This is a genomic window from Arsenophonus nasoniae DSM 15247, assembly GCF_000429565.1.
In the GTDB taxonomy this organism is placed as follows: domain Bacteria; phylum Pseudomonadota; class Gammaproteobacteria; order Enterobacterales; family Enterobacteriaceae; genus Arsenophonus; species Arsenophonus nasoniae.
This window is the reverse complement of record NZ_AUCC01000012.1, coordinates 12914-26706: the sequence shown is the minus strand read 5'-3', so window position 1 is coordinate 26706 and position 13793 is coordinate 12914. Positions and strand designations below refer to the sequence as shown.

8 protein-coding genes and 1 pseudogene are annotated in these 13793 nt (G+C 42.0%); 2 read left to right on the top strand and 7 right to left on the bottom strand.

What is annotated here, in order from left to right:
* Positions 1-3: 3 nt before the first annotated feature.
* Positions 4-777 carry a molybdate ABC transporter substrate-binding protein gene (gene modA, locus G468_RS0104655; protein ID WP_026822130.1) on the bottom strand — a complete coding sequence of 258 codons (774 nt, stop codon included), beginning with the start codon at positions 775-777 and terminating at the stop codon, positions 4-6.
* Between the two features lie 481 nt (positions 778-1258).
* Between modA and cycA the strand changes: the two genes are divergently transcribed.
* Entirely contained in the window at positions 1259-2653 is a 1395-nt protein-coding gene (gene cycA, locus G468_RS0104650) for a D-serine/D-alanine/glycine transporter (RefSeq protein WP_026822129.1), read from the top strand.
* Between the two features lie 204 nt (positions 2654-2857).
* On the opposite strand, the gene putP is transcribed toward cycA, so the two are convergent.
* Positions 2858-4345, bottom strand: coding sequence for a sodium/proline symporter PutP (gene putP / locus G468_RS0104645; protein WP_026822128.1), 1488 nt, complete (start codon positions 4343-4345; stop codon positions 2858-2860).
* Between the two features lie 569 nt (positions 4346-4914).
* Here putP and putA point away from each other — a divergent pair.
* Positions 4915-8799: pseudogene (gene putA, locus G468_RS19695) on the top strand (trifunctional transcriptional regulator/proline dehydrogenase/L-glutamate gamma-semialdehyde dehydrogenase); the annotation flags it as partial.
* A 91-nt stretch (positions 8800-8890) separates the two neighbouring features.
* On the opposite strand, the gene fliZ reads toward putA, so the two are convergent.
* The 5 genes from fliZ to G468_RS25545 form a co-directional block, all read right to left on the bottom strand.
* Positions 8891-9406 carry a flagella biosynthesis regulatory protein FliZ gene (fliZ, locus tag G468_RS0104635; protein ID WP_026822127.1) on the bottom strand — a complete coding sequence of 172 codons (516 nt, stop codon included), beginning with the start codon at positions 9404-9406 and terminating at the stop codon, positions 8891-8893.
* 47 nt (positions 9407-9453) lie between these two features.
* Positions 9454-10176: an RNA polymerase sigma factor FliA gene (locus G468_RS0104630; protein WP_026822126.1), complete on the bottom strand. Its 723-nt coding sequence runs from the start codon at positions 10174-10176 to the stop codon at positions 9454-9456.
* A gap of 154 nt (positions 10177-10330) precedes the next feature.
* Positions 10331-11563 (bottom strand): flagellin N-terminal helical domain-containing protein, encoded by a 1233-nt coding sequence (locus G468_RS0104625; RefSeq protein WP_026822125.1) that lies wholly within the window; start codon positions 11561-11563, stop codon positions 10331-10333.
* Positions 11564-11697: 134 nt separating this feature from the next.
* Positions 11698-12894 carry a FliC/FljB family flagellin gene (locus G468_RS0104615; protein ID WP_026822124.1) on the bottom strand — a complete coding sequence of 399 codons (1197 nt, stop codon included), beginning with the start codon at positions 12892-12894 and terminating at the stop codon, positions 11698-11700.
* A gap of 184 nt (positions 12895-13078) precedes the next feature.
* Positions 13079-13793 (bottom strand): flagellin (locus G468_RS25545; RefSeq protein ID WP_478209558.1); only part of this gene is annotated, 715 nt, incomplete at its 5' end.

The window sequence follows — 13793 nt, the reverse complement described above, 5'->3', positions numbered from 1 at the left end:
TTCCTATAATGGATTAAAACCATAATGTTTAAATATTGCTGCCGCTGCCGGCGTTTTTAAATAAGCAAAAAAATCGTTAACTTTAGTAGTTTGCTGATTTTTAACGATTGCCATTGGATATTCGATGGCTTTATAACTGGTGGTTGGGAATATACCAACCACTTTCACCTTTTTACTCACCCCAGCATCGGAGCCATACACAATGCCTAACGGTGCTTCATTCAGCTCAACCAATGCCATGCCACTACGGACATTATTGGTTCTGGCTAACATAGTATCAACGGTTTTCCAGGCGCCTAAAGCCATTAGTGCCTGTTTAGCATAGATACCCACCGGCACGTGATCAGGGTCACCAACAGCAATTCGTTCACCCTTGGCCAGTTGGCGCCAATCGGTATTTTTGCTAATCGTAACCTGCTTTAATTTTGAATTTATTGGCGCGATAAGGACTAACTTATTGCCTAACAAAGTATGGCGACTAGCATTAACAATAAGTTGTTTCTGTTGCACATAATCCATCCACTGCTGATCGGCAGAGATAAAAATATCGGCAGGGGCTCCCTGTTCAATTTGTCTGGCTAAGGTTGAAGATGAAGCATAAGCAGCAATAACCTTAGTGGGATGATCTTTTTCATATTGCGTTACGATATCATTTAATGCATTGGTTAATGACGCAGCAGCAAAAACGGTCACTTTATTCTCAGCTGCCCAATTTGATCCCATGAACAAGCAAAAAAGTGCCATTGCTGTCACTATTTTAGCAATATATTTTTTCATCATTAATACCTTTTTCATTATTTTTATTGTTATATATATCAGGACATAACGAATAAAGAAAGTCGTATGATATCGGTAAAATTAAATTGTTTTAGTTAGTTAAAAACAGTCCTAAAGAGCATAAATGAATGGAATAACAATTGCTAAACATCTTTTGTAAAAAGATAATTAACAACAAAATATAAATAATTATATCATCTTGATAGTTAATAAAAAAAATTGCATTCAATTTTCAATTAGCAGAATTGGCTGATGAAAGATTGGTTATTTTACTTATCATTAAAATAAAAGTATTTATACAAAATGTCTTTATGACTCAATATAAAAAATTATAATCAAAGGTTAGAGAGCCATTCAATAAAATCAAATGTCACCTTCTCTCCTGCTATAATGGTGTCACCTTAAGTTAAATAATGATATGTTAAAAAAATGATAATTAGCTAACCCTCCCTGAATAAAATAAAACAACATTGGACAATCTATGAACGACAAACCTTTATCATCGGCAGTAAACATAGATCAAGGACAACTCAAGCGAGGTTTACAAAATCGCCACATTCAGTTGATTGCTATTGGTGGTGCTATAGGAACCGGATTATTTATGGGCTCAGGCAAAGCTATCTCCTTAGCTGGCCCATCGCTTATAATTATTTATTTGATTATTGGGTTTGTTTTGTTTTTCGTGATGCGAGCCATGGGCGAATTACTCCTTTCGAATTTAAAATATAAATCCTTTAGTGATTTTTGTGCTGAACTTTTAGGGCCATGGGCTGGCTTTTTCGTTGGCTGGACTTATTGGTTTTGTTTGGTGATCACGGCTATTGCAGAAATTGTTGCTATTACTGCCTATATTGGCTACTGGGCACCTGATTTTCCGCCCTGGCTGACATCATTACTTTGTATACTATTGTTATTAACCCTTAATTTGGTCTCAGTGTCCTTGTTTGGTGAAACAGAATTTTGGTTTGCAATTATCAAAATCATTGCCATTATCTTTCTTATTTTAATTGGCTTGATATTAGTCATCATCGGCTTCAAAACGCCTAGCGGTCATATTGCCTCCTTAAGCCACCTCTGGAATGATGGCATCTTTCCAATGGGCATTAACGGTTTTTTTGCCGGTTTTCAATTAGCTATCTTCTCGTTTGTCGGTATTGAAATTGTTGGCGCAACTGCGGCCGAAACGCGGGATCCCAATCGCGTGTTACCAAAAGCGATTAATGCGATACCGTTTAGATTCATCGCCTTTTATGTCCTTTCTTTAGTGGTTATTATGTCGGTCACGCCATGGCGTGAGATTGCTGCTGATAAGAGCCCATTCGTCGAGCTGTTTGTCCTAATTGGGGTACCGGCCGCAGCGAGTATTGTCAACTTTGTGGTGCTAACTTCAGCGGCTTCTTCTACTAATAGTGGCGTCTTTTCCACCAGCCGTATGTTATTTGGTCTAGCTAAGAAAGCAAATGCCCCCAGGCAATTTAGTCAATTATCGAACAAATCGGTGCCAGTTAAGGGATTATATTTTACCTGCTGCTGTCTCGGTTTGGCCGTGGTATTGATCTATTTTATTCCCGATGTTATGCGCGTTTTTGTCCTGATCACTAGCGTAGCCGCCATTCTTTTTATGTTTATCTGGAGTATGATCCTGTGCGCTTATCTGGCTTATCGCAAAAAACAGCCACATCTCCATCAGAATTCGATTTATAAAATGCCAGTTGGGATCTTTATGTCTTGGGTCTGCCTATTATTTTTTGTTTTCGTTTTAATACTACTGACCTTAGAACCAGATACTCGCCAGGCGTTGCTAGCAGTACCGATTTGGTTTGTTATGTTATTGATCGGTTATCAAATCGCTAAAAAAGGTAAACCAGCGCGCTGATCAAACGAAAAAATGGTGGTTTTAATCAAACCACCATATTCAAATTAATTCGTAAGACTTCTGTAGGTTAAAACGTCATTGCGCCCGAGCTGCTAAATAATTGGGTGGATTTAGCTAATAAAAATAATTGACTAAACCTCATAGCGCATAAATTTTAGATTAAACCATCGGATATCGGCTAATTAATCAGTCGACGCCGACTAGTTATTGGCTGGCCTTATACGCTGCCTCCGCTTTAACGAAACGTTTAACTGCGCTTTGACTAGGTGCAGTAGTTAACAGGCTAACGATAACAATGGCGATAGCGGCAAAAATAAAACCAGGAATAATTTCATATAAACCAAACCACTTATATTGCATCCAAATTAACACCGTTAAAGCGCCGACCAACATACCCGCTAAGGCACCGTAGCGATTCATACGTTGCCACAACACTGAAATTAAGATCACTGGGCCAAAGGCCGCGCCAAAACCTGCCCAGGCGTTGCTAACCAAAATCAACACTTTATTATTGGGATCACGCGCAATAAAAATAGCCATTGCCGCCACCACTAACACCATCGCCCGACCAATCCAAACTAACTCTCTTTGACTGGCCTTTGGTCTGATAAAAGGTTTATAAAGATCTTCAGTCAGTGCACTGGCACAAACTAATAATTGACAACTCAAGGTGCTCATCACGGCCGCCAAAATGGCGGATAGCAATATTCCGGCCAGCCAAGGATTAAATAAAATAGTGGCTAATTCCATAAATATCCGTTCAGGGTTGGCTATAACTGCTCCGGCAACCGTGGGATGCAGATCAAAATAAGCAATACCCAAAAAACCCACGGCAATCGTACCCGCTAAACAGAGTATCATCCAGGTCATACTAATACGTCGTGCCTGGTTGATGGTTTGCGCTGAATCGGCGGCCATAAAACGCGCCAATATATGCGGTTGGCCAAAATAGCCTAAGCCCCATCCTAGTAAAGAAATAATGGCGACAAAATTTAATCCTTTAAACATATCTAGGTAAGCCGGATTTTTATTGTTAATTAATGTTACTGCGCTGTCCAAACCACCGACAGCAAAAATCACCATCAGCGGGGTCAATAACAAGGCAAAAATCATCAGAGTCGCTTGTACCGTATCGGTCCAACTGACCGCTAAAAAACCACCCAAAAAAGTATATATTATGGTGGCTAATGCACCTAACCACATCGCTTGCTGATAGCTAATGCCAAAAGTATTTTCAAACAGTAATCCACCTGCAACGACACCGGAAGCACAATAGATAGTAAAAAAAATGAGGATCACCAAGGCCGACACGATACGTAATATTTTACTTTTATCTTCAAAACGGCTGGTAAAATAGTCTGGTAATGTCAGGGAGTTATGATTATTTTCGGTTTGAATACGTAATCGCCCAGCGACTAATCGCCAATTTAAATAAGCGCCTAATGCTAATCCGATAGCAATCCAACTTTCCGCTATACCACTTAGGAAAATCGCGCCGGGTAAGCCCATTAATAACCAGCCTCTCATATCCGATGCGCCAGCAGAAAGCGCGGTTACTACCCCACCTAAACGACGTCCGCCTAAAATATAATCATCAAAACTACTTGTCGAACGATAAGCGCAAAAACCAATTAGTAACATAACAAAAATATAAACTACAAACATCATTATCATTGGATAGCTTAATATCATCTGTCCCTCTCCATTGTTTTTCTCTTTTTTAGTTTTAGTCAGTTTGCAGGCATATTAGCTATCATTTTTTGCTAACAAATATTAAACTTACCATTAACATATAAACTGACTTTATTTTCCTATTCATCCCGAAATTTAATTTTGGATAAAAATGAGTTCAACTTAATTGATGAACCATGAAACAATACAAATTCAATCGTTATATTCCAATAACCAACGAATAAGTCACAAATGTTAATTTATTTGATTATATTTTAATAAAATAATCATTTTATTATTTGCTTTAATCTTTTTTTATTTATTTATGTTTCAGGAAGATATAACAATACTTATAATAAAATCTATTTTAATTAATACAAAAATAGATTTATTTCACATTTCTAACACTTTCATCGGTTAACAATATTGCACCAAATTAAAACATAAAGGATATTGTTAAATTACCGACTTCTAACAACTATTAGCAGTAAGAATGAGTCGCAGGATAATTGCAGTTATTCTTACTGTTGATAAAGTAATCAGAAAAGGTAGCAAAAAACTTTACAACGCCTGGATCTTATACCGATTAGTTAATAGGACAGGCAACATTTAATTATCTTAGACACTTTGATAATGAGGAAACTATGGTTCAATTCCCGGCTACCAAAGTTAATGAAAAAGCAAACTTATCTAGCGAATCCCCGATATGCGCCAAAACCGATCATTCCTTATTCTTAAATTTTGCCGCGCAGATTTTACCGCAATCAGCAAAACGCTCGGCAATGACCTCCGCTTATCGATTACCTGAAACAGAGCTATTACCGCCATTACTAGAACAAGCCCGGCTAACAGAAAGCGAGGCAGTTTATCAACTAGCCTATCAGCTAGCTAAAAATCTACGCGCACAAAAGAATAGTTTTGGCCGCTTGGGTTTAGTACAGAGCCTATTACAACAGTTTGCTCTCTCCTCGCAAGAAGGCATTGCCCTTATGTGTCTGGCGGAAGCACTGCTGCGCATCCCAGATAAAGCAACCCGTGATAGCTTGATCCGCGACAAAATTAGTGGTGGTGACTGGCAGTCACATATTGGACAAAGTTCGTCATTATTTGTTAATGCCGCTACTTGGGGTTTGCTCTTTACCGGTAAATTAGTTGCCAGCCATAATGAAACTAAACTGGCTAGTGCCCTTAACCGAATCATTAGTAAAAGTGGTGAACCCATTATTCGTCAAGCTGTGAATATGGCAATGCGACTAATGGGTGAACAATTTGTCACTGGTGAAACCATCACACAAGCACTCAGTAATGCCCATAAAATGGAAAATAAAGGCTTTAGCTACTCTTATGATATGTTAGGTGAAGCCGCCCTAACTGCTGAAGATGCAAAAACCTATATGGCCGCTTATCAACAAGCGATTGATGCAATTGGAAAGGCTTCCAGCGGTAAAAGCCTTTATGCCAGTGCCGGCATTTCCATTAAACTGTCGGCGCTACATCCGCGCTATTGTCGCGCCCAATATCAACGTGTGATGGATGAACTTTATCCTCGTCTATTAACATTAACTTTACAAGCACGCCATTATGATATCGGTATCAATATTGATGCTGAGGAGGCTGATAGGCTAGAAATTTCCCTCGATTTACTAAAAAAACTGTGCTTCGAGCCACAACTGGCTGGCTGGAATGGCATTGGCTTTGTTATTCAGGCCTATCAAAAGCGCTGTCCGTATGTTATCGACGAAATTATCGATTTGGCGCAACGCAGTCAGCACCGTTTAATGATCCGTTTGGTAAAAGGTGCTTATTGGGACAGTGAAATTAAACGCGCGCAAATAGAGGGTCTTGAAGGCTACCCAGTCTATAGCAGAAAAATTTATACTGACGTCAGCTATCTGGCTTGTGCCCGTAAACTACTGTCAGTGCCTAATTTAATTTATCCGCAATTTGCGACGCATAATGCCCATACCTTAGCCAGTATTTATTATATGGCTGGTGAAAATTATTATCCGGGGCAATATGAATTTCAATGTCTACATGGCATGGGCGAATCACTCTATCAGCAAGTTGTCGGCTCCATCGCTGAGGGTAAACTTAATCGTCCCTGCCGTATCTATGCACCGGTTGGCAGCCATGAAACCTTACTAGCTTATTTGGTGCGGCGCTTACTGGAAAATGGTGCTAATACTTCTTTTGTTAATCAGATTGCCGATCATCATATTCCATTAGCTAAACTGCTAGCCGATCCAGTGCAAGAGGTGCTATCAGCGGCTGAAACAGAAGGCCAGGTGGGTTTACCACACCCACAAATCCCGCTGCCTCGCGCACTCTATGGTCAAAAGCGCCTCAATGCGATTGGTATTGATCTGACCAATGAGCATCACCTAGCAGCACTGGCGCAGACCTTACTAGCCACTCTAAGCTGTTATCACGTTAAACCATTACTGGGCGGTCAACATCATTCACAATATGAAATTTCAGCCCGGCTGCCGATCATTAATCCGGCTAATCATAACGATATCGTCGGCTATGTTCATGAAGCGACGATGACCGACGTAGAGCATGCATTGGAAGTTGCCACTAGCGCTGCTACTGGCTGGGCGACAGTACCAGTCGAACAACGAGCGGCGATTTTGCAACAAGCGGCTACCCTGATGGAGCAACAAATTTGCCGTTTAATCGGCGTATTGATCCGTGAAGCGGGCAAAACCTATAGTAATGCCATTGCTGAAGTGCGCGAAGCCATCGATTTTCTGCGCTACTACGCCGAACAGATCAGTGAAAATTTCAATAATGAAACTTATTCTCCCCTAGGTGTGGTGGTTTGCATTAGTCCATGGAATTTTCCATTGGCTATTTTTAGCGGCCAAATCGCTGCCGCTTTAGCGGCCGGTAATAGCGTACTGGCCAAACCGGCAGAACAAACACCGATTATTGCGATGCTAGGGGTTGAATTGCTGCATCAAGCAGGCATACCGCATGATGTTCTCCAACTTCTACCCGGTCAAGGCGAGCAAGTGGGCAGCAAATTGATTAATGACACGCGCGCAGCGGGTGTGCTATTTACCGGTTCAACCTGTGTGGCTAAACTGATCCAGCGCAATCTTGCCAATCGACTTAATGCGCAGCAACAACCCATTCCATTGATTGCCGAAACCGGTGGTTTAAATGCCATGATCGTTGATTCATCCGCTCTCACTGAACAAGTTGTCAATGATGTTATCATTTCAGCCTTCGATAGTGCCGGCCAACGCTGCTCTGCCTTGCGTATTCTTTGCCTGCAAGAAGAAATCGCTGAACGCACGCTGACTATGTTAACCGGCGCGATGGCCGAATACCGGATTGGTGATCCGACTGTGCTAGAGACGGATATTGGCCCAGTTATTGATCGCCAAGCACAACAGAATATTGAGCATCATATTGAAAAAATGCGACAAGCGGGTAAAAGGATTTATCAGGCTGAACAACCTAGCCAACCGGACGACAAACAATGGCAACAAGGCACTTTTGTCCGCCCCACTTTAATTGAAATCGATCATTTTGACGAACTAAAAAAGGAAATTTTTGGCCCTGTACTCCATGTTTTACGCTTTAAACGGCATCAGTTAGATCAACTGATCAAACAAATTAATGACTCAGGTTATGGCTTGACTTTAGGTTTGCATACCCGTATTGATGAAACCATTACTTATGTTAGCCAGACGGCAAAAGTGGGTAATATTTATGTTAATCGCAATATGGTCGGTGCCGTGGTTGGCGTACAACCCTTTGGTGGTGAAGGGTTATCGGGTACCGGACCAAAAGCCGGTGGCCCGCTCTATCTCTATCGATTACTTAGCCAGCGGCCAGAAAGCGTTATCGATAAAGTGTTTAAGCAGCCAGATAATCCCGTTCCATTAACCAGTAGCCAACCGCCATTGGCTCAATTAACGCCATTTGATGCCTTCTGTGATTGGGCTAAAAAACAGCATGATCAAGTACTTGACAACGTTATTCGCCACTATCAACCCTTGTCCCATCGCAAAATATGCTACCAATTAGCCGGCCCAACCGGTGAACATAATAGTTATCGCCTGGTGCCGCGCGGGCGGATCCTGTGTTTGGCTGAAAGTCAATCAGATGCCCTGCTGCAGCTGGCAGCGGTGTTAGCCATGGGATGCCCAGTAGTGTGGCCAAATAATGCCATACAACAGCAACTGTGTGCTGCTTTGCCTGAATTGGTCAATCAAATGATCACGCTAACGGATAACTGGCAACAAGTTGACTGCCAATTTGATGCGGTTATTTTTCATGGCGAAAGCCAGCAGTTACAAACCGTTTGTACTGTGATTGCTGAGCGTGATGGGCCAATTATTTCCGTACAAGGATACCGATCCGGTGACAGTCGGTTATTACTTGAGCGTTTAGTCCATGAGCGCGCCGTCAGTATCAATACTGCTGCGGCTGGCGGCAATGCCAGTTTAATGACGCTTAAATAATTTTTCGCTTCAAGCAATAAGGCCTTAGCATTTACTAAGGCCTTATTTATCTAATCACTGTGAAAGCATTTAGTGACAATTGATTGCCGTATTAGGCTGAATGGCTAGCCTGCCAGTTAAGAAACTGCTCATATTTACGCAAAGCAATGTTGTAATTACTAAAGGCCGACTCGGTCATTTTATCCTGTATCTGCGCTTGAATTTTTTCAATCGCCACTTCATTGACGGGAAATTGCGCTTCACTTAACAACTCATCCAGGCGACGCAAGCGCACCACATATTCACGCACTGTGCTATGGCTCATCTCTGTCTCTTTAAATAAATACTGTTTAAAGGACATAATATCAAAATAGCCAGTATCACTATTACAATATATCTCACTACAAAAACGACATAATGCAGTAAATTTATGCTGTAATTCTGCCCATGCTTGGCTATCAATCAACTCGGTCATGGCTGAAATCGCTTCTTTATTTAGAATTTGATCATTAAATACTAATGAAATCCGATCAAGGGTTTTGTTACAGTGTGCGCAGTGAATTTGACTATGTTTATAGTCTTTAATATAACGGCTCAGCGGCCGCTTCTTTTGGTTAGAAACAGACATATTAGATAAGCCCTGTGTGTAAAACGTAAACAAAAAAATAAAAAATATTATTTATCTGGATTTAAACGCGCTCGTAGCCGTTTTATCGCCTGGCTATGTAGCTGGCTGACGCGGGATTCCCCCACATTCAACACGGCGCCTATTTCTTTCAGGTTCAGATCTTCTTGATAATAGAGCGTCAAAACCATTTTTTCCCTTTCAGGCAAACATTCTATCGCCTTTATAATATTTTTGCGAATATCAGTTGCTATTAAAGTTTGCAGCGGATTTCGCTCGTCGTCAACCTCAATAATCGGTTCGCAGCTTTCACCATGCACTTCATGCCATTCATCATACGAGCATAACTGACTATTATTGGTATCCTGCAGTAGCTGTTGATACTCAAGCAGACCAATGTGTAATTTATCGGCAATTTCCTGTTCGGTCGCCGGCCGGCCTAACGCTTGCTCAAGCTGCTGCATGACTTTGGTTGCTTCTCGCGCTTGACGACGCACACTACGAGGCACCCAATCGCGAGCACGTAATTCATCTAACATTGCACCCCGCACGCGTTGTACCGCATAGGTGGTAAAAGCGGTGCCTTGGCTGGCATCAAACCGCTCTAATGCATCCAACAAACCGATACCACCCGCCTGGACTAAATCATCCAGTTCTACACTAGCGGGTAATCTGACTTGCAATTTTAATGCCTCATGGCGTACTAAGGGAATATAACGCTCCCACAGCACATCTTTTTCAATCACCCCATCCTGGGTATAGAGATCATTCACCGTAAGCACCTGTCAGTTATCAACTGGCGCTTATTATCCGAAATTAAATTTAAGCTAATGGCGAAAATAGCGCTAAAAAATGGCCGTTTTTTACTTAGCGACTATTTTTAACCGCATAAATGGCTTGAGTGGCAAATCTATGATCAAAGAAAGGTTAGCGGAATAAGGTTAATACCTCTTGGGCTGATTGATTAGCCAACTTTAAGACTGAGGAACCCATCTGTTGTAAAAGCTGGGTTTTAGTTAAATTAGCCACCTCGTAGGCAAAATCCGCATCCTGAATACGGCTACGGGCAGCCTGTAAGTGGTTAGTGGTATTGGCTAAATTATCGATAGTGGCTGCCAGCCGATTTTCCGTTGCACCAAGCGAACTGCGATAACTATTAACTTGGGCTAAAGCTTTATCAATGCGGGTTAAGATATTATCGTTGCTGGCAGGTGTCGGGTGCAGCGGGACGTTTGGGGATCCAGCGACACCCTGATTACTTCTTATAAGATAAATACGGGCTTCCGATGACCCTGATGCCATGGTTCTAGCATGCATAGTTATATCATAGCGGTCATTATTGGCAGTAATCAATACAAACTCACCCGCAATAATTTGGCCGGTTGAATTATCAATTTTCTGATGTAACTGATAATCGACACCAAATACCGATTGTGGCGTTAATCCCGACTGTATTGGTATGATAATTTTTAGATTTGCAGTGGTTAATGGTTGTGTTATTCGCCCCAAAGCCAATAGTTGGCTATTAAGATCATTTAAAGATACCTGATTAATATCATAATCCGCATAGGGTTTACTCGGTTGTACGGGATTAACTGGATTGGTTGGATTGGTGGTGATATTGGCGCGATTAGTTAAATCCAAATCGTTTATTGCTAACGCCTTGGTGTTGATTGCTTGGCCACCGATTTCGATCGTATCACCATAATTGGCGCCCACCTGCAACAAGGTTTTGGCCTGTCTGGCGAATACCTTAATGCCATTAAAATCAGTTTGTGCGGCAATGCGATCAATTTCAGCTAAGCGCTGGTCGACTTCCTGTTGTAAGGTTTGAATATCTTGAGAAGAATTGGTGCCATTTAACGCCTGTACCGCTAAGCGCCGGATAGCTTGTAGATTATCCGTCACCTGGCTCAATGCCCCTTCGGTGGTTTGCAACAAGGAAATACCATCATGACAGTTACGGGCAGCCTGCGTCATAGCCATAATATTTGAGGTCATGCCATTAGCAATTGATAACCCAGCGGCATCATCTTTAGCACTGTTAATACGTAGTCCGGTCGATAAACGCTCAATAGTGGTTGTCAGGCTCTGTTGCTGATTATTTAGTGCTCGTTGAGCAAGCCGCGCTGAAAGATTGTTATTGGTGACAAATGCCATATGGTTATTTATTCATTCCTATAATAATGATGATAATTAATATTGCCATAACAAATACCCATCGTTATTTTATCACTCTGGCCGGCAAAGCCGGCCAGTAAAAAAACCACCAGAATAGTGGTTAAATAAAGCAATTAACGCAATAAAGACAGCACTGACTGAGTAGACTGATTCGCCATCGCCAATACCGTAGTGCCCGCTTGTTGCAGGATCTGACCGTTGCTTAAACGCGAAACTTCATCAGCAAAATCAGCATCCTGAATACGGCTACGGGCAGAAGAGAGGTTGTTGATAGTGTTGTTCAGGTTCTCAACCGCCGCTTCAAAGCGATTTTGCATCGCACCTAATGAGCTACGTAGGCCAGAAACGCTAGTCAAGGCATCATCCAGGCTGCTAAGGATTTTGTCTGTCGCTAACATCCCATTACGGGCGGTCGTAAGTTTTACATCAACATCGCCAGCAACTGCATCGGCAGTGATCTCTTTCCCCTGAGTAATAGTGATTGTTTTCGCCGGAGGAGTACTACCATCTTGACCAAATGCTAAATTAACTTCATAAACTTTAGTTGCATTTGTCGTTGTGCTATCAACTAAAACATATTGGCCATCAACGGCTTTACCCGTGGCGGCATCAATTTTTTGATGTAATTTCTGCGTACCAGTTAATGCAGTAGTACCAATTTTGATATTAGCCGCGGCTAAAGCAGCGGTTGCAGTAGTTGGGAATTTATCTTTGAATGCGGCTTCTAACTCAGCGTCTGTTGCTGCTGTTGCATTATAATCGGCATAAACTAGCGCAAAAGCATTCAGATTCACCTCTTCAATCTTTAACTCACCAGAAGTGATTTTCTCTAATCCAATCTCAATGGTTTCGCCATGATTAGCACCGATTTGGATAGTCTTCATCGTATTAGCACTTAACACTTTAGTGCCGTTGAAATCCGTTTGCTCAGAGATACGGTTGATTTCGTCTAAACGCTGTTTCACTTCATTTTGTAGCGTGGCGATATCGCTGGCAGAGTTAGTGCCGTTACTGTCCTGTACCGCTAAGCGGCGGATCGCTTGCAGGTTATCATTCACCTGCGCCAAAGCGCCTTCCGTCGTTTGGGCAAGCGAGATACCATCATTGGCATTACGCGCCGCTTGCGTCATCCCCATAATGTTAGAGGTCATGCCATTGGCAATTGACATACCGGCGGCGTCATCTTTGGCGCTGTTAATGCGTAGACCCGTTGATAGACGTTGAATGGTGGTACCTAGGGTGTCTTGAGTTCTATTCAGTGCTTTCTGTGCGTTTAGCGCAGACATATTGGTATTAATGACCAGAGCCATAAAATTAGTTCCTTTATTGCAATTTTTATTGTTCGCCAGCCTACCTGGCTGATTATTGTTATCGGCCTAAATGCGCCAATCTTGAGCACCATTTGCGATATTTTCTGGCTAAATGACATAAAAAAGCCGGCACCAAGGCCGGCAACGTAAAATAATAAATTGACTAATGAGTTTATCGCTGAAATTAACGCAATAAAGACAGTACTGACTGAGTAGACTGATTCGCCATCGCCAATACGGTAGTGCCCGCTTGTTGCAGGATCTGACCGTTGCTTAAACGTGAAACTTCATCAGCAAAGTCAGCATCTTGAATACGGCTACGAGCAGAAGAGAGATTATTGATAGTATTGTTCAGGTTCTCAACCGCCGCTTCAAAGCGGTTTTGCATCGCACCTAATGAGCTACGCAGAGCAGAAACGCTAGTCAAGGCATCATCCAGGCTGCTAAGCACTTTATCATCGCTTAACATACCAGCACGAGCAACTTTAGTATCAACAGCACCGGCAACTGCATCAGCGGTGATCTCTTTACCCAGGGTTACATCTACTGCTTTATCAACACCATTAGCACCAATCGCCTTAGTAGTTAAAGTTACTTCATAAACTTTAACTGCGGTTGCCGTTGTGCTATCAACTAATACATATTGGCCATCAACCGCTTTACCCGTAGCCGCATCAATTTTTTGATGTAATGCCCTATTAGCACCAAGTGCTGTAGTACCAACTTTGATATTAGCCACGTCTAAAGCAGCAGTTGCTGACGCTGGGAATGAAAGGTTTGCATCCTTGCCAATATCTGCTGCTGCAGTTGCAGCAGTAGCATAATCGGCATAAGACTTAGCAAAAATATTTAAATTGACTTCTTCTATTTTTAACTCACCAGAAGTGATTTTCTCTAAT